General features: G+C 36.0%; 22 protein-coding genes and 2 pseudogenes. 8 read left to right on the forward strand and 16 right to left on the reverse strand.

Going from position 1 to position 23,269, the window contains the following annotated elements; genetic code table 11:
- Window positions 1-35: 35 nt before the first annotated feature.
- From D8M06_RS07695 to D8M06_RS20440, 4 genes and pseudogenes are all read left to right on the forward strand, one after another.
- Entirely contained in the window at window positions 36-380 is a 345-nt protein-coding gene (locus D8M06_RS07695; protein WP_121203820.1) for a hypothetical protein, read from the forward strand.
- Window positions 381-538: 158 nt separating this feature from the next.
- Window positions 539-853 carry a hypothetical protein gene (locus D8M06_RS20035; protein WP_194074623.1) on the forward strand — a complete coding sequence of 105 codons (315 nt, stop codon included), beginning with the start codon at window positions 539-541 and terminating at the stop codon, window positions 851-853.
- A pseudogene (locus D8M06_RS20040) lies at window positions 748-1,447 on the forward strand (thiamine pyrophosphate-dependent enzyme). Before D8M06_RS20035 ends, D8M06_RS20040 begins: the two are co-directional and overlap by 106 nt.
- 29 nt (window positions 1,448-1,476) lie before the next feature.
- Window positions 1,477-1,617 (forward strand): YolD-like family protein, encoded by a 141-nt coding sequence (locus D8M06_RS20440; RefSeq protein ID WP_421904211.1) that lies wholly within the window; start codon window positions 1,477-1,479, stop codon window positions 1,615-1,617.
- 143 nt (window positions 1,618-1,760) lie between these two features.
- Here D8M06_RS20440 and D8M06_RS07710 read toward each other — a convergent pair whose 3' ends face one another.
- The 5 genes from D8M06_RS07710 to D8M06_RS07730 form a co-directional block, all read right to left on the reverse strand.
- The gene (locus tag D8M06_RS07710; protein WP_121203822.1) at window positions 1,761-2,855 is read right to left on the reverse strand and encodes a GerAB/ArcD/ProY family transporter; all 1,095 of its coding nucleotides are present in this window, start codon (window positions 2,853-2,855) and stop codon (window positions 1,761-1,763) included.
- 18 nt (window positions 2,856-2,873) lie between these two features.
- Window positions 2,874-4,043: a Ger(x)C family spore germination protein gene (locus D8M06_RS07715; protein ID WP_121203823.1), complete on the reverse strand. Its 1,170-nt coding sequence runs from the start codon at window positions 4,041-4,043 to the stop codon at window positions 2,874-2,876.
- Complete coding sequence (locus D8M06_RS07720) at window positions 4,043-5,608, reverse strand: spore germination protein (RefSeq protein WP_158591755.1); 1,566 nt, start codon at window positions 5,606-5,608, stop codon at window positions 4,043-4,045. The genes D8M06_RS07715 and D8M06_RS07720 overlap by 1 nt, the downstream gene beginning before the upstream one ends.
- Window positions 5,609-6,357: 749 nt before the next feature.
- Window positions 6,358-6,591 (reverse strand): helix-turn-helix domain-containing protein, encoded by a 234-nt coding sequence (locus tag D8M06_RS07725; RefSeq protein WP_121203825.1) that lies wholly within the window; start codon window positions 6,589-6,591, stop codon window positions 6,358-6,360.
- Window positions 6,592-6,667: 76 nt separating this feature from the next.
- Complete coding sequence (locus D8M06_RS07730; protein WP_121203826.1) at window positions 6,668-7,249, reverse strand: hypothetical protein; 582 nt, start codon at window positions 7,247-7,249, stop codon at window positions 6,668-6,670.
- A 118-nt stretch (window positions 7,250-7,367) separates the two neighbouring features.
- On the opposite strand from D8M06_RS07730, the pseudogene D8M06_RS20135 reads away from it, so the two are divergent.
- A pseudogene (locus D8M06_RS20135) lies at window positions 7,368-7,626 on the forward strand (site-specific integrase); the annotation flags it as partial.
- 252 nt (window positions 7,627-7,878) lie between these two features.
- Here D8M06_RS20135 and D8M06_RS07740 read toward each other — a convergent pair.
- Window positions 7,879-8,748 carry a DUF5677 domain-containing protein gene (locus D8M06_RS07740; RefSeq protein ID WP_121203827.1) on the reverse strand — a complete coding sequence of 290 codons (870 nt, stop codon included), beginning with the start codon at window positions 8,746-8,748 and terminating at the stop codon, window positions 7,879-7,881.
- An 888-nt stretch (window positions 8,749-9,636) separates the two neighbouring features.
- On the opposite strand from D8M06_RS07740, the gene D8M06_RS07745 reads away from it, so the two are divergent.
- Together D8M06_RS07745 and D8M06_RS07750 are read left to right on the forward strand one after the other, a co-directional pair.
- On the forward strand, window positions 9,637-10,446 hold the full coding sequence (locus D8M06_RS07745; RefSeq protein WP_121203828.1) for a HipA family kinase: 810 nt from the start codon (window positions 9,637-9,639) through the stop codon (window positions 10,444-10,446).
- Window positions 10,443-11,276, forward strand: a complete 834-nt coding sequence (locus D8M06_RS07750) for a DUF3037 domain-containing protein (RefSeq protein ID WP_158591756.1) — start codon at window positions 10,443-10,445, stop codon at window positions 11,274-11,276. Before D8M06_RS07745 ends, D8M06_RS07750 begins: the two co-directional genes overlap by 4 nt.
- Window positions 11,277-11,590: 314 nt before the next feature.
- Here the strand turns inward: D8M06_RS07750 and D8M06_RS07755 are convergent, their stop codons facing one another.
- The 4 genes from D8M06_RS07755 to D8M06_RS19970 all read right to left on the reverse strand — a co-directional run bounded on the left by D8M06_RS07755 (window position 11,591) and on the right by D8M06_RS19970 (window position 15,198).
- Complete coding sequence (locus tag D8M06_RS07755) at window positions 11,591-12,169, reverse strand: hypothetical protein (protein WP_121203830.1); 579 nt, start codon at window positions 12,167-12,169, stop codon at window positions 11,591-11,593.
- A 389-nt stretch (window positions 12,170-12,558) separates the two neighbouring features.
- On the reverse strand, window positions 12,559-13,095 hold the full coding sequence (locus D8M06_RS07760) for a transposase (protein ID WP_121203831.1): 537 nt from the start codon (window positions 13,093-13,095) through the stop codon (window positions 12,559-12,561).
- On the reverse strand, window positions 13,096-14,628 hold the full coding sequence (locus D8M06_RS07765) for a YifB family Mg chelatase-like AAA ATPase (protein WP_121203832.1): 1,533 nt from the start codon (window positions 14,626-14,628) through the stop codon (window positions 13,096-13,098).
- A gap of 420 nt (window positions 14,629-15,048) precedes the next feature.
- Window positions 15,049-15,198, reverse strand: coding sequence for a hypothetical protein (locus D8M06_RS19970; RefSeq protein WP_170150262.1), 150 nt, complete (start codon window positions 15,196-15,198; stop codon window positions 15,049-15,051).
- A 1,835-nt stretch (window positions 15,199-17,033) separates the two neighbouring features.
- Here D8M06_RS19970 and D8M06_RS07770 point away from each other — a divergent pair.
- Window positions 17,034-17,300, forward strand: a complete 267-nt coding sequence (locus D8M06_RS07770; RefSeq protein ID WP_241558903.1) for a hypothetical protein — start codon at window positions 17,034-17,036, stop codon at window positions 17,298-17,300.
- A gap of 66 nt (window positions 17,301-17,366) precedes the next feature.
- Here the strand turns inward: D8M06_RS07770 and galE are convergent, their stop codons facing one another.
- The 6 genes from galE to rfbC are packed head-to-tail and all read right to left on the reverse strand — an operon-like array spanning window position 17,367 to window position 23,253.
- The gene (gene galE, locus D8M06_RS07775; protein ID WP_121203833.1) at window positions 17,367-18,362 is read right to left on the reverse strand and encodes a UDP-glucose 4-epimerase GalE; all 996 of its coding nucleotides are present in this window, start codon (window positions 18,360-18,362) and stop codon (window positions 17,367-17,369) included.
- Window positions 18,363-18,404: 42 nt separating this feature from the next.
- Entirely contained in the window at window positions 18,405-19,430 is a 1,026-nt protein-coding gene (locus D8M06_RS07780) for an SDR family NAD(P)-dependent oxidoreductase (protein WP_121203834.1), read from the reverse strand.
- A complete protein-coding gene (locus D8M06_RS07785) occupies window positions 19,411-20,781 on the reverse strand; it encodes a UDP-glucose dehydrogenase family protein (RefSeq protein ID WP_121203835.1) in 1,371 nt (456 codons plus the stop codon). The genes D8M06_RS07780 and D8M06_RS07785 overlap by 20 nt, the downstream gene beginning before the upstream one ends.
- Window positions 20,782-20,813: 32 nt before the next feature.
- Window positions 20,814-21,833, reverse strand: coding sequence for a dTDP-glucose 4,6-dehydratase (rfbB, locus tag D8M06_RS07790; RefSeq protein WP_121203836.1), 1,020 nt, complete (start codon window positions 21,831-21,833; stop codon window positions 20,814-20,816).
- Entirely contained in the window at window positions 21,834-22,688 is an 855-nt protein-coding gene (gene rfbD / locus D8M06_RS07795) for a dTDP-4-dehydrorhamnose reductase (protein WP_121203837.1), read from the reverse strand.
- 4 nt (window positions 22,689-22,692) lie between these two features.
- On the reverse strand, window positions 22,693-23,253 hold the full coding sequence (rfbC, locus tag D8M06_RS07800; RefSeq protein ID WP_121203838.1) for a dTDP-4-dehydrorhamnose 3,5-epimerase: 561 nt from the start codon (window positions 23,251-23,253) through the stop codon (window positions 22,693-22,695).
- Window positions 23,254-23,269: the final 16 nt, after the last annotated feature.

Consider the following 23,269-nt stretch of genomic DNA (forward strand, 5'->3'; position numbering starts at 1 on the left):
ATTCACAAAACTAAAATACGGGGAGTGTATGAATTATGGAAAGCAATCATTTAAATAACCCTTGGGGAGAAATAAGTGGTCCAAACCTTGGTTACGTTTTGGAACAATATGATTTGTATCTTGAAAATTATGCAGAAGTAGAAGATAGCTTTAGAAATATATTTGTCCAATGGGGTGAGCCTGTTACAGATGCTAAAGGTTCAACAGTGGCAGTTTCCGAAGTGTCGCCAAACATAGCTCTCAACAAAATGAAAAAACTTGTATCATCCATTGGTCGGTATGTTCTATTTCAAACCCTATGTCATTTGTATAGACCATTTTCAAGTATTCTACTGCTTCTAGTCCATCTGCAAGTTTTTCGCTGTTTTCAGGACAAATAAATTCGACTGGAATCTCTTTTAAATTTTCTTCCAAAGAAGATGAAAAAACATGGTTATTGCAAAAAGTTGAAAAAGAAATGCCTAAGGAAAAACTTTTGATTACAGATAAAGAAGAACTTCTGAAAAGTTTATTTGAAGCAGAAGGTTTCGAATAGCTTTTGCAAAAAATGTATGTTGGACAAAAACGTTTCTCGATTGAAGGATTGGAATCAATGGTCCCAGTAATCAATAAACTTGCCATGCTGGCAGCAGAAGATAATGTTAAGGATCTGGTTATTTCAATGGCTCACAGAGGACGGTTGAATGTCCTGACACATGTATTGGAAAAACCTTATGAAGCGATGTTTGCTCAATTTCAACACAGCAAATGGGAAAACAAGGACCCGAGTTTGATCTTAATTACTGGAAGTACTGGGGATGTCAAATACCATTTAGGTGCAGCCAAGAAAAAAAAATTGGGGATAAAGAGATAACTGTTACATTGGCACATAATCCAAGCCATCTTGAAATTGCAGGTACAGTTGTAGAAGGATATGCGAGAGCAGCACAGGATAATCGTACGCGAAAAGGATATTCTGTACAGGCTAATAAGAAAGCGGTCCCACTAATGATACATGGGGATGCTGCTTTTACAGGGCAAGGCGTAGTTACAGAAATGCTGAACTATGCGGGAACAAAGACATATAACACTGGTGGCACCATTCATCTGATTGCCAATAACCGAATAGGTTTTACGACGGAGAGTGAAGATGACAGATCCACCCACTATCCAAGTGACATTGTTAAGGGTTATGGGATTCCTGTTATCCATGTAAACGCCGACCGTCCAGAAGCATGTATGAAAGCAATCAAGCTTGCTTTTGAATATCGTCAAGTTCAATAAAGATATTATTGTGGACCTAATTGGATATAGACGTATGGGCCACAATGAAATGGATGAACCAAGATCTACAAACCCATTAACATATGGGCTTGTAGACAACCATCCAACGATTACTGCTGTCTATAAAGAACAGCTGTTAAATGAGAAATCGATTGGCTCAACGCGAATTCAAAGCTACAGCTAGCTATTCATAATGATCTAACAATTGAAATCATATATTATGATAAACATGATTATCATAATATAACTGGTAAGCTACTAAAGATAGATTCCATGAATGGATACCTGAAGTTAGATAATTGTGAACGAACAATAATTAATCTGGGCAATATACTAGATGCTAGTGTTGATTAACCCCTCTCCCGAGGGGCTTATCCTATCCATCTAATTCCTTATCGAGCAATGCAACATCATAGATACCTTTCTCAATACCATCACTCATAGATAATAAATACGCTTTTAATCCTTCGTCGTGTAGTTGCGGCACGTTCCTCCAGCTATATTCTCTTCGTTGTGCGCCACTTTCCGAGATATCTCCTTTCTTTCCAATGGGAAACGCTTAATAACAAAAATGGAACAGGGAACAAGATGACTAAATAAGCATAGATATTTAATACATGGTCCAGTCGCATATGATCTGCTGAAAGAAAATATGCGCAAATAGATACAAATAGTATAAGAAAAACGAACAATCCGTATTTTATCCAGCTGGATGAAATTCTATCGACGGTCATATTGTAGGCGATACGAAAGAAAAGACTGCAGCGAATATAAATACCTACAGACATTAACAGCAATCCGTAAATATCAAACCTGTCAATAAATCCTAAACTGATAATTCTGACTGATTCCAGCGCCGGATAGACAAAGTTATCTGATTGCCCTAACCCAAAAATGGCAATACTTCCGGTATATGTAGAAAGCATAAATAATGCATTCAGGAAAATTCCGATACTCCATAATAAAAACATCCGTTTTTCATTGGTATTCTGAATCGGAAGAAATAAAAGAAATAGCAGTTCCATCCAGATACTGATTAGAAGCAGAGTTCCCCACAATACAGGGTTTATTCCAAACTCTAGGAATGGACGCAGCTCTCCCCAATCTTTCAGTCGTGTATCCAGTAAAGTAATTGAATGACCTGTAAACATCGCAATCGCCGTAAGGATGCTTGCTGTTAATGCGATTCGTTTAATTCCTTTGATCACTGCATAAACAAAAAAGATTAAAAACCAGATCAATATCGGAAGTCGTGGTGTTTCCGGCAAAAAACCGATATGAACAAAATCGATTAGTAAAGCAAAGGAGTAGATCGTTAAAAACAAAAAATAAGATAGGAAGAGAAAAATAAGTACCCTTCCACCAAGTTTACCAAGCAGAAAGCGGGATATGGCAACCATGTCACTTTCTGGATATTTCAGTCTCAATCGATAGATGGCAAATGCGAAGAGCAAGGCAAACGGCAGGGATAAAAATATGGAGATCCAGCCATCCCTTCCAGCAACATCCATTAGCAATGGTGTAACCACTACATGTCCCATTACGGCGATTGCCATGATGATTAAAAAAAGTGTCTCCCATTTTGTGAGCATGCCTAATAGTTCCCCCCCTCAATTTCCTCTGTTGAATTTATAAGGGTTGTTATGATGTTTATCACGGTGACGTTCCAAGCTTTTATTAATTAGGCCTTGATGCTGAACTACGGTATCAACGTCGACAGTAATATCTGCCTTGGAAAAAACGTCATCCCAGTTATCCTGTACATGATGCCACTGCTGCGGGTACTTTCGATAAGTTTCGATACCAATGCCGGAAATATCGGTTTTCAATTCTTGTTGGAGCTTATCCAGTGTCATGTGAATATGATTTTCAATTTGGTCGGAAGCTTTTTTTTCCACTTGGTTGATCCATTCTTTGTTAATTGTATCCTTTGAGGTATTGTCGGCTAATGTACTTAAGATTTTCACTTCTATATGGGCTTTGAGATGATTTCCTTTCAGAACCGGCTCTATAGTTGTTTCTGAATCATTTATCTCAATTGAAATTTTATTTCCGTTCATTGTAAGCTGTGAATAGCCTCCGGATGCTTTATTAAAAAGTACATTCAATCCGTTTGTTTCATGATTGGTAAGTTTTCCGACCATCTTTCCATCATTTATAACCGCGGTTCCATTCAATGAAGTAATTGGCTGATTATTTTCCTCTGTTGTTTGAATGATTGGTATATATGCATTTGGAATCGGCCCCTCCATTGCTTTAAAAAAATCATACATTTTTACTGATGTGTACCCGGAAATGTGTTTTGTCTGTTCCAGTGCGGAAACAATCTCTGTAGAAGAAAGGTCGTCGTATAGGGTCGGAGTTTCAAGTATGTCAACCGGATTTTCTTCTGTTATAAACAGATAACTATTTAATCGGAACATCTGGTCTCGTCTGCTTAAATCCAAATAGCCGATCATATCGTCTTTAGCCAGTTTTTCACCAATTACCCAGAGCTGGTTATGATCAAAATGTAGACGACGTTTCACATCCCGAATTGATTCCCGAACTGCTTCAATTAATGTATCTGCTTCTTTTTCTATAATTATATTTTCTCCACTTGCACTGCCTTCAGACGATTCCTTACTTGGTTTGATAATTTCCATGCTGAAATGCAATGAATCTTCTGCTTTATTGATACCAAGTCCATGGACAAGTGCAGATTCATCCAATTCCTCATTGTTCCAGCAGCCGGTTAATATACATAAGCAGAAAAGAAGCATAGGAACCTTTATCTTCACTATTTATCACCTGTCTTTGGCAATGATTCGATTTTTTTCGGCCGTTTGTTCGGAATACTTTTTGGTCGTTGTTTTAACCAGCGGTACGGAAATCGGATTAGCGTATCATTCCAATCTCGGAAGTAAAAAGGTGCAAATGGTGCCATATAAGGAATGCCAATCGATGTCAAGGAAACCATATGGGTTAATAATCCAAGCATTGCCATTATCAGTCCATATCCTCCAAATAAACTGGCAGCTATAAATAAGCCGATCCGTAGCAACGATATAACACCCGATATAGAGCTATTGATAAACGAAGCAATGTAGGAAATGGATACCACTACAGTCGTCGGTGCCCCCATAATCCCTGCTGAAACGGCCACTTGTCCAAAAATTAATGCACCAACAATACTCAGTGCGGAACCAACTTGCTGCGGCAGTCGTATCCCCGCTTCCCGTACTGTTTCAAACATGAGAATAATAATGATAATCTCCATTGCTAAAGGAAATGGTACTGTTTCCCTGGCCTGAATCAGCGGTACCACCATTTCGGACGGGATCATAACTTTATGAAAGTTAAGAACTGCAATATAAAGAGCGGGAAATAAGATACTGATTAAAAAGGAAACGAAACGAATAATCCGGATGAACGATGTATAATAGGGGCGAGATGTGTAATCTTCCAGACTTTGGATACTCTCTAAACATAAGTACGGTGCATACAAAATGCACGGATCCCCGTCAACTATAAGAATTACTCTTCCTTCCATAAGTAAGGCAGATGCCTTATCCGGACGTCCTGTATTTCCGATTGTAGGAAAAATGGAAAACGGATGATCCTCGATGGATTGTTCAATTTCTCCGGAGTTTTCAATTGCATCCACGTTAATTTGGTGTAAGCGTAGTTTAATGCGTTCAACCAATTTTGGATCGGTAATATCTTTTACGTAAGCTATCGCTATTTGTGTCTGACTATACTTACCAATTTTTATGGTTTCAAATTGTAAGGATGTATGGGGAATTCTGCGGCGTAAAAGAGCCATATTGGTGGATATAGACTCAATAAATCCGTCGCGTGCTCCCCTTACCATGCGTTCTGTTTCAGGTTCTTCGGGAGACCTGAGCTCAAAGCCTGCGACATTCATCAGCAAGCCCTGGTCATATCCTTCAACTAATAGGAAAGCTGATCCTTGTAATATCTCAAATACTGCTTTCTCGATATCAGTTTCATTCGTCACTGTATTAAAAATAGAGACTTTACTTTTTACTTTTTCTAATTTATCTCCCCCTCGTTGAAGCTTTAAAGGTTGAGTAATCAGTGCATTGATAATATTATTACGAACAGCATTTTCATCAACCATCCCGTCAACAAAGACAAGAAGGGTATCTTGCGCAGTATCATCGTCAAAAGGAATATTTAACTGACGAAAAATAACATCTTCGCTTGGACCAAATTGCTTTTTTAGTTTCTCCTTATTTTTCTGGATGTCATTTGATAAAGTTTCTGATGTATGATTATCCTGATCTTTTAATTTTTTAGTTGCGGAGCTAAGTATGGATTTTAATTTCGAATCGCGTTTCACGTCTATACATCCTTCATGTGAACGTTTTAAAATCTAATGATTATTATGCTTCACTTTAATAATTGTATGTACTAGCGTTGATGATGAAAACGTTGTATATTCTGTGTAGTAATGAATGTCTAGCTTTTTGCTTCATCTAGTAATCCTTAGAGGAATAATTTTTTTATAATCAGATGACCGAAAAATTGATAAATGAAGGATGTACCAAGGGAAAGAAGGCAATAAGGTAATATTTAATTGAAAAAGGGAAGTTTTTTATCTTGTGTGTTTAAGTTTGATAAGATAATCTATTGAATCCACAAGAACGCATTTTTAGAGGGAAGACAATGAACAATGAAGTTAAGACAAATATATCTCCTTTATTGCAACATAATTCTACCAATAATGAACGAATGGTTGGGTAGCCGTGAGATGACCCATATTTTAACCCAGGTTCTTATTTGATGATTTCTATAATACAATTTTTGTGATAGAAGACAACTGAAGGATAACTGGATTCCTAATCGGTTACTACAATCAAACTGATCCGGAAGAAGCCTATATTCATCGAGTCGGAATCAATCCATAATATTGCCGACAAGGATACCACAGCTAGAAACGCCGCTTAGAGCCAAAATTTATGCTTTCTTATCTTATAAAAAGAGAGCTCAATTTAAAATCAACTCTCCTTTTTAACCATTGTGCACTTTAGCACATTAACGCAGTGGGGGTCTGTGCCAAAGTGCTAATCTTCGACAAATTCCGGGGAGTCACTGTGACCTAGAATCAATATAATTAAGTACGTCTAGTTTAAACGGTTCCGAGTAACTTGTATAGGATTTCTTCAATAGACCTTCTATACCATAAAGATTATATTGAGATACCCAGTTCATTACCACACTAGAAGACGTCCCAATAGTTCTTCCGATGGAATGATAACTCTCTTTTCCTTCTAAATAACTTTGAACTGCATTTATTTTATCTTCTTCAGTAAATTTAGCCATATAAAAACTGCACCTCCAACAATTGTTTGTGTCCAACAATTGAGGTGCAGTTCAATATTCTGAGCGTTCTAATTTGCTATTCTTGTCCTACCGGATCTTGAGTTGTTCCATCTTCTGTTGTTGGTTCTTCTAAGATTATAGCCATTTCACTATCTGTTTTTGGTTCCTTATCACTTGTTTGATTAGTAGTAGTAGCTAATTGCTCTTGAAGACGTGTAATATCATCATTTGCATTTTGTAGTTCGGCTTCTAAATCAAGTATTCTTTGAGCAAGTTTGTCACCATTATCTTCTGCTGTAGCAATTTCTTCATTTGCTGTATTTAAATCATCTGTTAAAGAAGTGATTTGGTTCGTATAATCCTCTACTTCGGCTTTCAAACCAGCAATTTCTTCGTCATCTGCTTTACCTTCATCAGTAAGGGTATTAATTTGTGTTTGCAAATCATCTCTTAAGGATTTTAATTCATTAATTTTAGCAACTAATTGATTTTCGTTCATTTCATACAACTCTATTTTATTTCCATGTTCTTGTAATGTTGTAATAGCATCATTTACAGTTTTATTTCCATTCCAGTAAGTCATACCACCTAAAGTAATTGCACCAGCTGTAATAACAGATATAGTTCCAGCTGCGACGACTTGTGATAAAGTTGGCATTTATGTCATTCCCCCATTGGTTTATGTGTAAGTTAAGTAACTCAACAAATGTAATTATATAAAGATTGACGAAAAAAGTAACTAGGTTTTGATTGGTAATTATGTATGTTTTTTACATAGTAGAAAAGGCAATCAAGCAATCACCACCACGCAAGCATACTGGAAATTGCAAAAGCAGCCGACATGGCGGAGATAGACAGCATCGGCACTCATACGATGCGGAAGACATTTTGATATTGGTAGTATAAGTTAAGCGAACCAAGGATCTTGCTAAGCTCTAGATGATTTTAAATCATGCTAAACCGGAAATAACTTTACGTTATATTGGAATCACAGAAGAAGAAATTGAAAATAATTTATATAGTTTTGTATTATAAGAATTATATTTTAAATTTAAAAGAGAGTACTATTTAGTTAATCAACTCTCCTTTTTAATCATTGTGCTCTTTAGCACATTAACGCAGTGGGGGGCTGACGCCAAAATCATTTAGTCCCTGTGGTCCTGCTAACTCAAGTTTAAACTTGAGTTTATTTGATATACAAGTAGGAAATGCATACATTTCCTACTATTCATCGTACCCATCAACACATTCGAAAAATTCCGGGGCGTCACTGTGTCCTAGAATGTGTCAGTCTAGAAACTCCTTTTTTACGCTACCTAATTCTTCTCGTAAAGATTTACGCATTGCTTTAAACATTTCTATCATTTTTTTATTAAAGTATTTAGACTTCTTCGGATTAGTGGCAGTATCTCGTGAAATTGCATCTATTAATTGAATTATTAAATTGTCCTGATATATAAGTGAATCGATGACTAAGTTATAACAAACTTCCTCTTCCCGAGTATTATAAAAGTCTTCACCTTCCACTGTAACAATAAGCTCGAATAGTTTAGTAAATACAAATATAACAAAAAAGCGTGTTACTACAGGATAATTATTCTTATTAAGAGTAAAACCTAAACTTTCATCGACGTAAAAATTACTGGTTCCAAAATTACTGTGTCCAACTGATGATAGTAAATCATAGAATAAACTATAATATTTTTTATCATCTCCAAGTTTAAATTCACTTGGATTTAATCTTTCCGAAATCTTTTCACCGTTACGGTCCTTAATCACATTTTCCTTAAAATCATAGACATACTCTCTAAAAAATAATTTTAAGTTTACTAGTGTGAAATTCTTGATATCTCCCTCATTTTCGTTCAGATATCTACTGCTCAAATAATTTTCAAAGATACTTCTTACCAGAATTAATACATCCTCGTTATGGCCCATTTTTAATAAGCTACGTATACTGATTAAAGTCTTAGTACTCTTAGTGAAATTAAAATATTCGTGATCATAGGTGAACTTATTATTAGGCTCAGGTACTCTAAGTAAATCTGCTGCCCCATAAGAAAATGCAGACCACTCCACAAATTTTTTAGAATGCAGGATGAATTGGTTTATCATTTTATTTAATTCATTCACGTATAATTCCTGTTCTTCAGTCATATCTTTACTCCAATCCAAATTTACTGTAGCAAGGATGCGAACATTCGTCCTTGCGGTGTGGCTAATCCCCAAATTCCACTAATCTCTCCATATTCACAGAAATAAAACCCACGATCTGTTCAACCTATGCTACTACATAAATAGCAATACTATAAAATAAACAGGAATCCAGAAGAACAGATTCACCGATCCAGTTGGCTATCTAGAGTGGCGCGAGGTGCCTATCCCTTCAGTTCCTTTATGACAGACCTGCGATTGTCCTCAACATGGTAAAAAGGTTAAGTCAATGGTGGCTGCATATAGATTTTAACTATTTACTTTCTCAACCATATATATCAATATAGATTTATAGTCTATAAAAGATATTAACTGAAAGTTTGCAAAATAATTTCTTTCACATATAACTCCCCGTTTTCTTCTTCGATAACAGTATTTTTATCAAAGAATCTGTTATAGTTAATTGATCTGTATGCGGAGGATTTTCATCTTTATGAGGGAATTTTGATCTATATATGTAAAGATTGGGTAATAACTGTCGCAACTGTTCCTCGCTTAAAACCTCTGGATATATTTCATACCATTGCTTTTCAGTTCCATTAATGTCTGAGCATATACTATATACAGAAGATGCTCATCTAGCTTCCATGTTAAATACTTACATCTCCACTATACTATTTCCCGTTAATTAGTATAATGGAGAAAGCTATTTATTCAATATTAAAAACGCAGTCAGGGTCTGAATCTTTTACCTGATTTGTTATTAGAGTAAAAGTTCAATTACTATGGTAAAATATCCTTATATAGAGTTGCGGCTGTCACTAAATAATAATTGTTCACTATGTATTAAAGAATATCTATTATTTAAGAGTTGTTGATTGGGGTGCCTAGATGGAGACTTTACAGGTTCAAATGCCAATTTCTCCAATAAAAAACGGAGTAACAAAACCTTATATAATTAATTGTTCTGGGGAAGAATACGTTGTTAAGTTTTTGCAAAATCCTGAAGGACATAAAGCTCTTATAAATGAATATGTATGTGCTGAGGTAGCTAGAATTCTAGAATTGCCATTAGCTAGTCCTTCCTTGATAGAGGTAGGAGATACCTTTGTAAATGATTATGGTAAAGAGATCTCTAGGCATACGCAAGAAGAAATAAAAGCAGGGATTCACTTTGGGACGAAGAAAATTAAAAAAGTTTTTCCTATAAATACACCTCAAATCGTTAAAAGAGCATATAATAAGGATATAATACCAGATTTATTCGTTTTTGATCAGATTATCTGCAATAAAGATCGAGACTCTAACGGAGGAAACTTAATATTTGACTATGAGAAGCAATCAATAGTTGTTATAGATCATACTCATGCATTTGATATTGGACCTCTTTGGGATGAACATCAACTTAAGATTAGAATAGGTGAAAAGTTTGAACCTTTCAATATGACAGGGTATGTTTATCATAAATTGGTTCCTTTTGTTGATGGTCATAATCCATTTAGCAATATCTTACAAAAGTTACAAGTAATTTCGATTGAGACCTTAAAAGAAATAATGGATAATATTCCTCAATCCTGGAATATTAATGAAAACGAGAAAGATGTACTAGTAAATTATTTAATGGACAGAATTAATAGAGTAGAAGAAATTCTAGAATGTCTACATCTATTATTACCAAAATGGAAAGGAGGGGTAACATGAGTACTTTATGTAAATTTTCCGTATTACGATATATACCGAATGAGACAAGAGAAGAATTTATTAACATAGGTTTAGTATTTCACTGTCCATCTGAAGGTTTTATTGATTTCCGTTATACAAGTAATTTTTCACGTGTAAAAAAATTTGATGATGAGGTTGATATTGAATTTTTAAAACTTGTATTAATGGGTGTTGAAAATGAGTTTACTCAAGGTACAGATCATGGGCCTTCCTTAAAACATATTAGCGATGAAAACTTTTTAGAAAAAAATACAAACTTTTACTCTAATCAATTACAGTTTTCCAACACTCGTATGATACGTTCTAATAATCCTTTAAGGGATTTTGAAAACTTATTTAAAACCTATGTATATTTTGATGCAAAGAAAAATAAACGTATTTCAGAGCAGGAAGTAAAAACAATTATGAATAGAGTTCTAAAAAAATCAATCTCTACAAATAAAGTTTCAAAAAACTATACGATTGATGTTGGCTCAGAAGATATTACTTTGGATTTTTCATATGAATCCAAGGAAAATTTAAGGAAAAAATATATTAAAACATTATCATTCGACTATTCTCCCAAAAAGACTAAAATGGCAACTCAAGTTGCAAAAGAATGGGCATGGAACTTCTCCAAGATCGAACAAATAAATAATAATTCCCAAATAAAAAATGATTTATTAACAGTTGTTTATTTTAATAAGCCTGATAAGAATATTGAAATTGCACTAAACATACTCGGGGAAAATTCAAAATTATTTTCAGCAAATAACGAGGATAAGATAAAAGAATTTGCGGACGAAATACTTGAGGATGTTAAAGAATAAATTGAAGTTATCAAATGCAGAGGTTGGTTAATCGAAAAATCCCCAATAACAAAATGAGAGAGCAAATCACGACACACTAGTGACTTGCTCTCAAAAAAATTTTACGCGCTAACCCTTTCAAAACTTTATTTTATCAAATTCTTACTGTTTTTCTATCTACTAATATCGGGGTGTCACTGTGACCTAGAATTTAAAAATATTTATTTCTCTGAGAATCAACCTTTTGCTTGCGATGGCGCAGAGTGATTTTATGTGTTCCATTCAAATATTGTGCACTATAGCACATTAACTTTGTGAAGGACTGACCCCATAGCCTATTCAACAGCAGTTAATATTGACAACGGCTCTACCTTTAATTTATACGTTTTATTGTTAATATTTTTTACTAAGATTGTAAACAGAAGTCTTTTATTATCTTCTGGTAAAAGCGTGACTTCTTCATTGAATAATGCTTCAGAATCCTCTTCCTTTTCAACCCTCAATTTTAAATTTATAGTTTCTATAGTTTTTGAAGGTAAATTAAAAGAGTAATCGTTATTCTCTCTTCCTTTAATTTCCATTTCTGGCTGGAGAAAAGCCTTATCATTTTTGTTAACCTTTGTTTCTATTAGAATTTCCTTTATTGCTGTATCGCCCTTACCATAATTATATACATCAATCTGTAAGTTTAAGTCAAAATATCCAGCTATATGTGGTTTACAAGTTCTTCTAAAGGAAAATCCATCTGTATCCGTACCATCTATAAAATAATTAAAATTCCCTTTTTTCATATCTATCTTAACCCTAGGTTTATTCTGCAATCTATTTTGAACTAAATCTTTTACCGTTGCTAACAGAAAACCTACAATAACCCCAAGGATAGGAAGAAAGTCTTTTATTAGTTGAATATCCATTTAGATAGATCCTTTACTATTTTAGTAGTTTAACTTATGTGAAAGAGTTTAATTCCCTTGGCCTACTCTTATATTTAACACATTCGGAATCAGAGAACACCCTACCTCCCAATGAAAACTGTTCATTTAACAAGTTCTCACGATTATAATAAAACGCTCTTCATCATCATACCAAGTAATCCTTTCTCCCGCCGTCATAGCCTGATACATCCAGCTCACACCGTGTAACCTTTGCCTTTTTTAGAAAAAATCCTTACCCTATCCGCTCAAAACTAACACAAGCAATTAACTTTAGCACAATAACGCAGTGGGGGGGCTGACACCAGTTTTGACAAATTTCGAGTGTCACTGTGACCTAGAGTTACGTGCCTGTCCCTGTGATCCTGCTACTAAACTTCCCCCTCCACAAACCTCCGATACCCCACCTCCCTCGGCTCCTTAAAATGACCCAAAATCCGCTCCGTCCTCACATGCGGATTCTCTTCACCTAAAACATACGCCCGATAACTACTCCACCGATATTCTTCTGGCTTGTTCACCATTTCTGCTTCGAGTGGATTTAAGTGAATATACCTGCTTACCTCTAATTCATAATCAATCGTTTCAATCAGTTCCGCTCCATACCGTCCTTGGAAAACATGTCCGACAAGGCGGTGGCGCTTATTGAAATAGAGGGCATAACGGGAATTTAGCATCTTCATGATATCTTTTGGATGATGGTTAATGGTTTCCAGTTGAAGGTGGATATGGTTGGTCATGAGGCAATATGCGTGGAGATGAAAGGGATAGTAAATTCTCGCTTGTTCTAAGATATCGAAGTAGGCTCGTTGATCATTCTCATCATAAAAAATCGCTGCTCGTCTATTGCCACGGCTTGTAATATGAAACATGGCACCTGGGTACCAAACGCGAAGTTTTCTGGCCATCTATTTCACCATTCCTTTTTGCGAATGAATATTTTCTGAACGTCTTAAGGTAACGGCCTCCCAAATGGCTTCATTTGTAATGTGCTCATCCCCACTTAAATCGGAAATGGTCCTGGCAAGTCTTCGTATTTTCATTTGAACTCTGGTACTCCAATTCTTTTTACTCGCCCATCTCCGCATCATTTTTTCTTGTTCTTCTGTTAGAATCGTACATTCTATCAATCTCTCATTTTCAATGGTTGCATTGCATTCCTCTGTTCCATATCGTCCATATTGCCTTTCTCTCGCTGCTATTACCCGTTTGCGTATCCTTTCAGATGTTTCGTTATTTTTAGCAGACTCGTTTTCTAAGGATACACTATCCAATTTAAGGAGCATATCCATCCGGTCTTGAATAGGACCAGAAATCCGATTATTATACGCAGTGATTTGCTTTGCAGTACAGGTACAATAGCGGTGTTTGGAACCTAAATGACCACAGGGACAAGGATTCATGGCACCAATCAGTAAAAAATTAGCAGGATAGGTGACGGTAGATGCTGCACGGCTAATCGTTACCTTTCCCGTTTCCATGGGCTGACGCAGCATATCCAACGTTCGTTTTGGAAACTCCGCCATTTCATCCAGGAAAAGAACCCCATGATGAGCAAGGGACACTTCTCCCGGTTTTGGATGAGCACCACCGCCAATGAGTGATACAGCCGACGCCGAATGATGCGGAGATCGATAAGGAGGATTAGCAGCGAATGGAGGTTGTAAACCAGCCAATTGATAAATACTCATCACATCAAATCGGCTCTCTTGTTTTAATGGAGGCAGGATTGATGCAAAAGTTTCCGAAAGCAAGCTCTTTCCACACCCAGGAGGGCCTACCATCAGTACATGATGTCCTCCCGCTGCAGCAATTTCTAACGCACGTTTTGCTTGTTTATGACCTAACACATGTTGGAAGTCTTTCTCATAGGTAGCCGTAACTTCTGTGGTTTCTATGGGGGATCTAGGAAAAGTGGTAAAAACAGATAACTGACCAGAAAAGGATTGAATGACTTCCTGCAGTGTTTCCACAAACCTTAGTTCGATGCCATCCATCGACTCCAGTGGCATATCCTCCATCCTAGGTAAATACAAAATCTTAAACCCTTCTCTTCTAGCAGCCACAATCGCCGGCAACATCCCCGCTACCGACTTAATCGTCCCATCCAGTGATAACACCCCTAGAAATGCGGCATCATCCGGTATCGCGTCCGTAATTTCCTCCGCCTCCTTCATGACCGCAATGGCCATTGCCAAATCAAATATCGGACTATTCTTCTTCTGTTCCGCTGGTGATAAGTTAATAATCACTTTTTGATCCCGAATCTCACAATCATTTGCATACAACGCACCCATCACCCTGTCTTTGGATTCCTTGACAGAGGCATCCGGAAGACCAACAATACTCACCCCATCCGTCCCTGGAACAAGCTGCACCTCCACCTGTACACGATACCCTTCCATTCCCTTTAGCCCAATACTAGAAACTACTGTCGCCATTCTCTCAACCCCTTTATCTTTAAAAATTATATGTTAGATAAAAGTTATAGGAAGTCCTAGATAAAGTCAAAGTGCTAAAAGTGAAAATTGGACGGTATAGGAGAGGCAAATTACGGTTATTGTATACCGAAAACTTCATTTTGGGACCATTTAAATATGCTAAAACTTTATTTTGGTATATTTGTTCTAAATCTTAAACCTCGTGGGTCTGACACCAACCACCATTCACTTTATGTAGTTCATTAATCAACTCTCCTTTTTTTCATTGTGCACTTTAGCACATTAATGCAGTGGGGGTCTGACCCCAAATTCCATCTAGAAATTTGTAATAATTTTATGTATAATGGATATAGATAAAAGGAGAAGTGCTGTAACACTTCTCCTGCAACCTCTACCGTCAGGGTGGTGGTTGTCAAAATTTTATTCGTTTTTCTGAGAACCACCCTTTAGCTTTCGACGGCACAGGGTGGCTTTCTTGTGTTCTAGTATGTTTTTCCTAAAGAAATATGCGGTAATCTCACGCACAATCCCTTTCAGAACTTCTCGTAGAAATTCAAGAAATGTTTCCATGATCATCACCTCCTTTCCATTAAAAGGAAAGAAGAGCGACAACCAACCACCCTCACAATATTCAGTTGCTACTTTATTTTATCATATTCTTACTACTATTTTATCTACTAACATTCGACAAATTTCAAGGTGTCACTGTGACCTAAGTTTTTGACACTTTGCATTTAATCTTAATAAATCAAATTATAATAAATAATTGCATAAACAAACGAAAGTTATGTATAATATAAATAGAATTATAATAAAATAAAAATAGACTGAGTGCTACTAACACTCAGCCTAAGCAACTACATGCCGCAAGAAGAACGGCTGACCAAAAAATATTAAGTACTTTTGAAAAAGTAACTATCCTATCCTTTGCTCGGGGGCTAGGCGGTTACTTTTTTCTCTGTTTAACGACCTTTACTATGAATGCCAAAACACCTATCAAAACTAGGTTTGAGGTAAGTGCTATCATTATTGCTTCATATGTCGTCATCTTCCCACCTCCCTTCTTTCGGGAGATGGTCAACCGCCCATCCGTTTAATGAAGTTGCTATGATTTTAATTTTAACAATATTCTTAAATAATATCTATAAAAAAATTTAAAGGAGAGTCGATCATTAATCAACTCTCCTTTTTAACCATTGTGCACTTTAGCACATTAACGCAGTGGGGGTCTGACACCAAATTCCACATTAAAATGGATTACACTTTGTTAACATTGAAGTAAACTAAATTACGGTAAATCATTTCTGTTTTCTTCATCGTAATTATTTATACACCAATATGTATAGCCTACAAACAAAAATAGAAAGACTGGCCTGAGATTCCGCATAAGTGGATCAATTCATCTGCAATATTACAAACATTATATTCAAAATCACATACACTTGTACACTTTACCACATTAACGCGGTGGGGGTCTGACCCCGAAATCAAAATTACTAAATGGCAATCAAGGAGTTTCTACCAGTTATTCGATATTCTAATTACTAGGATTAGAATTTTATGCAGTGGGGTCTGACCCATTGACCTTGCATGTGTAGAAATAATTACAATTGATAGATTTGGTATGTTATTTAATTTACAAAAATAAAAAAGCTCCTATTATCAATTGTACACTTTAGCACATTAATGCAGTGGGGGTCTGACCCCAAATTCCTGACCTTTACTATGGATGCCAAAACACCTATCAAAACTAGGTTTGAGGTAAGTGCTATCATTATTGCTTCATATGTCGTCATCTTCCCACCTCCCTTCTTTCGGGAGATGGTCAACCGCCCATCCGTTTAATGAAGTTGCTATGATTTTAATTTTAACAATATTCTTAAATAATATCTATAAAAAAATTTAAAGGAGAGTCGATCATTAATCAACTCTCCTTTTTAACCATTGTGTACTTTAGCACATTAACGCAGTGGGGGTCTGACACCAATACCTGATAATACATTGCAGCCATTGAATTAGAATAAAACTACTTCAATGGCTGGATTTTTATTTATAGCTATAGCGGTGGCTCTCTCCTCCGCATTCACTGGCTCTTTTGTCCGCAAACAGTGGCTCAAAACTCCGCACAGCTGGCTCATTCTGTCCGCAATACTCAAATGTGATGGGGTTCTATGACCCTTTAGCCTTACAATTAAGATAGATATCAAGAAAGACTAAACGGCCTTAGCCCTGTTGAATATAGAGCTAAAGCCGCTTAAGTAAATTTTTATTATTTCCATTGTCTACTTGACAGGGAGCAGCTCAAAACTAGTAACTCACTCTCTTTTTTAAAAAATCATTCATTTTCAATTGCAAAGGCACTTGTGTACTTTAGCGCATTAACGTGGTGGGGGACTGACCCCAAATTGCTTAGATTCTTTCGGACACGAGAAGATAATGATAAGCATTTTAGATATGATATGCGTACAAGAGAACTTTTATGGAGAACTTATGGCAGACTAGCTATATATGATAAAGATGATATTACTAAATACACAATAGCGGTAAGCAATGATAAAATATATGAGATTGTACTTAAATATCCCCCTAGATTGCTACGATTAAAAGTTACCGCCATGTTTATCGATCTAGAAGAGGGCAAAATTATTGACAAACAGATATTAAATGCATAAAAAAATAAGCATGACAAATATACCCGCCGAGCATTAAGCCCAGCGGGTAATAGTTGTTTCCTATACTTATTCCTTATAATTCTTCTCAAATCGCCAAGAATCCTGGCACATTGCAATAATATCCCGTTTAGCAGTCCAGCCTAGTTCCCTCTTTGCTTTTGAAGCATCCGCATAACATGAAGCAATATCCCCAGATCTCCGATCAACTATTTCATAAGGGACCTCAATATCATTTGCTTCTTCAAAGGCTTTTACTAACTCTAATACACTAGTACCTTTTCCAGTTCCCAAGTTATAAACATGAACACCTGCAGTTAAATTTTCCAGTGCAGCAACATGGCCCTCAGCAAGATCCAATACATGAATATAATCTCGTACCCCAGTGCCATCCACCGTTGGGTAGTCATTGCCAAACACACGTAATCTATCAAGTTTACCTTTTGCCACCTGAGTAACATATGGCATAAGGTTATTGGGGATTCCATTAGGGGCTTCACCAATTAATCCACTCTCATGAGCTCCTACCGGATTGAAATATCGAAGAATTGATACAGAAAAAGCAGGGTTTGCATTTGCTATATCAGTAAGAATCCGCTCACTCATGGCTTTCGTTTCACCGTAAGGATTAGTCGTTGGTAAGAGATCCATTGTTTCAACAAAAGGCACTTTATTATCTCCATACACTGTTGCTGATGAGCTAAAAACAAACCGATTTACACCATATTTCTGACAAGCTTTTGTTAGAATCATTGTACTTACAATGTTGTTGTAATAATATTCTAGTGGTTTCTCTGTAGATTCACCTACTGCCTTAAGGCCCGCAAAATGAATCACACCATCAATCTTATAATTTCTGAAAATAATATCAATGGCTTCTGCATCTGTTACATCAATCTCGTAAAAATTAACTTCTTTATCAGCAATGTCCATTATTTTCATAACAGTCTCACTCTTACTGTTAGAAAGATTATCAGCTATTATTACCGAATGTCCTGCTTCTAACAAAGCAACACAAGTGTGTGATCCTATATATCCAGCTCCACCAGTTACTAGTATGTTCATATGATGAAAACCTCCTTTCCTGTATATTTCTACAAAAAAGTATTACTTAATTTTATAATAATCTACATACCAGTTTGCAAATTTCTGCAAGCCTTCTTCAATAGTAGTTTCCGGTTTAAATCCTACAGCTTTCTGCAATTGATCTGTTGAAGCATAAGTAGCAGGTACATCACCTGGCTTAATTGGTTCAAAGATCTTTTCAAATTGTACCTCTTTACTTAGCGCTTTACTTAAGGCCTTTTCTAACGTTTCAATAAACACCATCAACTTCTCTGGGCTATTGTTTCCGATATTAAAGACTTTATGTTGAACATCACCTTCTGGTGGATTACTTAATAATCGTTGAATCCCTTCAACGATGTCATCGATATAAGTAAAGTCACGATAAAGGTCATTTTCAAAATCACCATTATTAAATATCTTAATTGGTTCATCAGCAAAATACTTATTGGCAAATCCAAAATAGGCCATATCTGGTCTACCCATTGGACCGTAAACAGTAAAGAACCGGAGCCCCGTAGCTGGGATCTTATAAAGGTGGCTATACGTATGGGCCATCAATTCATTTGATTTCTTTGTAGATGCATAAAGTGATACTGGATTATCTACAAAATCTGTTTCCTCAAAAGGAACCTTTTTATTGGCACCATAAACTGAACTAGATGATGCATATACAAGATGATCCACTGGATGATATCTACAGGCCTCAAGGATATTATAAAAGCCAATGATGTTACTTTGAATATAGACATCCGGATTCTCTATTGAATACCTTACTCCTGCTTGTGCAGCTAAGTTTACTACAACATTAGGCTTGTAATCTTCAAAAGTCTTCATTATCATATCCTTGTCTGATATGTCGCCTTTAATAAAAGTAAACCTTTCATAAGGTTCCAAATTCGCTAAACGAGTATGTTTAAGGTTCACATCATAGTAGTCATTAATATTATCAATACCAATCACTTGGCATCCCTGTTCTAGTAGTTTTCTAGATAAGTAGTATCCGATAAAACCAGCTGCTCCAGTGATTAAATAGGTTTTACTAGGATCAAGAGTTTTGTAATTCAAGATTCTTCGACTCCTTAACAGCTGCTCTAGTTGCAGGCTTTCTTCCGATTGAGTGATACTCTACTCCTGCTTCTTGCATATCCTCGACACCATAAATGTTTCTACCATCATATACTAATGGTGTTCTCATTAATTTCTTATAGGTTTCAGGCGTAATTGCTTTTACTTCTCCCCATTCGGTAAAGACAAAGCAGACATTCGCACCTTCCAAAGCATGCTCTATATTAGCAACATAAGTAATGCTACCCCTACCGTTTTTTCCTTCTGGATAAACCTTAGCAAAGTTTTCTGCTCCAACAGGATCATAAGCGTAGATATCTGCACCTTGTTCTAATAATAAAGGTACATTTTCAAGAGATGCAGCTTCCCTCAAATCATCCGTTCCTGGCTTAAATGTCAATCCTAGAACAGCAACTTTAAGACCATTAAAGGTAATAAGTCTTTTACTAGCTTTCTTATAAAGCATTGTTTTTTGTTCTTTATTTACATCAATTGCCGCTTTAACCGTTTTGAGTTCATAACCGTTCTGTTTAGCAATATACTCGAGTGCTTTAGTATCTTTAGGGAAGCATGAACCCCCAAAACCAATCCCTGCATTTAAGAACTTACTTCCAATACGCTCATCAAAGCTCATTCCCATAGCTACATCCTGAATATCCGCTCCAACCAGTTCACAAAGATTAGCTATGTCGTTCATATAAGAAATTTTTAATGCAAGGAAGTCATTAGACGCATACTTTATCATTTCTGCCGATCTTCTATTTACTGAAACAATCGGTAAGTGAAACGGTTCATAAATTTTTGTTAATAATTCCTCAGCCCATTTACTTTCTGTTCCAATAATTATTCTCTCAGCATGAAGAGTATCATGAACGGCAGATCCTTGCGCTAAGAATTCAGGGTTTGATGCTACTTCTACTTTCACATCTTTGACTAAAAAGTCCTGAATAATCTGTTCCACTTTATCATTCGTTCCAACTGGAACTGTAGATTTAACTACTACTAGACAATCTTTTTCTACTGATTCAGCAATTTGTCTAGCAACTGTAGCAATGTATGATAAATTTGCAGAACCATCAGGTTGTTCAGGTGTCCCTACACCAATAAAAATTGCATCAGCATCTTTGTAGGCTGATTTGAAGTCAGTTGTATACTCAATTCTTCCAGCAGAATAATTATTAGCCATCAACTCTTCTAAGCCTGTTTCATAAATTGGAGAAACTCCAGACCTCATTAATTCTACTTTTTTTTCATCTATATCAACACAGGTTACTTGATGGCCTACTTCAGCAAAACAAACACCGGCAACTAAACCGACGTAACCTGTACCAGCTACTGCAATTTTGTACATAGACATGCCTTCCTTTCTTAATAGTAAGGGCTTTACATACTATACTGTTTTTCGAAATAATTTTGATACTCTCCGCTTATTATTTGCTCCAACCATTTTTTGTTATCAAGATACCATTGAATAGTATGGGCAATACCTGTTTCAAATGTATAAGTAGGTTTCCATCCTAATTGTTCTAATTTAGTTGGGTCAATAGCATACCGTTTATCGTGACCAAGACGGTCTTTAACAAATTCTATTAAATCCTCTGATTTACCTAATGTACTAATTATAGCCTTTACCACTTCTAGATTTGTACGCTCATTATGTCCACCAACATTGTATACTTCTCCGTTTAAGCCCATATGCATCACAAGGTCAATTGCAGCACAATGATCAATAACATGTAACCAATCACGGATGTTCTTTCCATCACCATATACAGGAACGTTTTGATCATTTAATACACGGGATATTGTTAACGGAATTAACTTTTCAGGAAAGTGATATGGTCCATAGTTATTCGAGCAGCGAGTTATATTAATTGGCAAGTCATACGTTTCATGATAAGCACGGACTAATAAATCAGAAGATGCTTTACTTGCACTATATGGGCTGTTCGGTTGTAGCGAAGTTTCTTCAGTGAAAAATGTCGTCGGGTCAAAGTCTAGTTCACCATAAACTTCATCAGTTGATACATGGATAAATTTTGTAACTCCAACTTGCTTTGAAGCTTCTAACAATACTTGTGTTCCAAGTACATTAGTTTGAACGAATACTCCTGGGTCTGTAATAGAACGGTCAACGTGGCTTTCTGCTGCAAAATGAACTACATAATCAAACTTCTCTTTTTCAAAAAGAGGTATTATTGTATCACGATTTGCAATATCTGCTTTTACAAAATGATAGTTTTCCTTAGTTTCAATATCACGATGTTTAGTTAAATCTCCAGCATATGTTAATAAATCCAAATTATATATATCATATTCCTTGTATTTATTGACCATATACTGTACAAAGTTACCGCCAATGAAACCCGCACCACCAGTAACAAGCACTTTTTTTCTTGTCATCTATTTCACCTCTAGTTTTAACTCTTTTAAGTATCTTCCAACTGCATCCTGCCATGTTGGTAATGTGGAAAACCCATTTTCCACCAGTTTTTGCTTTGACATTCGGGAATTTTTAGGACGTACGGCAGCAGTTGGATAGTCTTCTGTTGCAATAGAATTTACTTTAATATCTTTATTTGCATGTTTAAATATTTCCTTAGCAAACTCAGCCCAGTTACAAAAACCCTCATTGGAAGCATGATATATCCCATACTTCTCACTTTGGATCATGTTAATTAGCAATTTAGCTAAGTCAAATGTATAGGTTGGAGAACCAAATTGATCACTGACGACATTCAATTCATCTCTAGTGTTAGCCAATCGTAACATTGTCTTGACAAAATTATTCCCATTAATACCAAAAACCCATGATATACGAACAATAAACCAATTCTCTAACAATCTTTTAACTAACTCTTCACCTTCATATTTTGTTTTGCCATAGTATCCAACTGGATTAGGCTTGTCAGTTTCTTTAAATGGGATTTCACCCTTTCCATCAAATACATAGTCGGTGCTAATATACATAAACTTTGCATGAATACTTTTAGCAGCTTTAGCTAGATATTTTGTACCTTCTACGTTAACTTTCCAACATGTACTTTTCTCATCTTCAGCCCTATCAACTGCGGTATATGCAGCACAATGAATTATTGCATCTGGCTTAATCTTATTAATATAGATAAAAACAGTATCTTCATTTGTTAAGTCTAAGTCTGAAGAACTGATACCTATCATATTAAGTCCCCATTGCTTTCCATAATGAACAACATCATAACCAAGTTGGCCTGTATAGCCAGTTACTAAAATTTTCATAACATTACTCTCCATAAATGAAATTATTTTCAGCATCCTTCAGTAATGGTACTTTTTCATCTTTTGCTGACAATATAGGCGTAACGTCCATTGGCCATTCAATTCCAATTTCAGGATCATTCCAAATGATACCTCTGTCACAATCAGGAGCATAAAGCTCGTCTACTTTATATTGAACTTCTACATCTTCAGTTAAGGTCATAAAACCATGTGCAAATCCTTTTGGAATTAGTAATTGCTTTTTATTCTCCTCAGTCAATTCTAATCCAAACCATTTTCCAAATGTTGAACTACCTTTTCGTATATCGACTGCAACATCATAAATTGCTCCCTTAGTACAACGCACCAATTTTGTCTGTGCTTTCGGATTTAATTGATAATGTAATCCTCGAAGAGTACCTTTTGCAGCCGAGAAGGATTGATTATCCTGAACGAATTTTATATTTATTCCTGCTTCAGCTAAATTCGACTTATTATACGTTTCCATAAACCAGCCACGATGATCTCCAAATACTTTAGGTTCTATTATTACTACACCATCTAAATCAGTTTTAGTAAATTTCATTTTTTATATCACTTCT

Origin of the sequence: Oceanobacillus halophilus, from assembly GCF_003628505.1 — a bacterium.
GTDB classification, from domain to species: Bacteria; Bacillota; Bacilli; order Bacillales; family Amphibacillaceae; genus Oceanobacillus; species Oceanobacillus halophilus.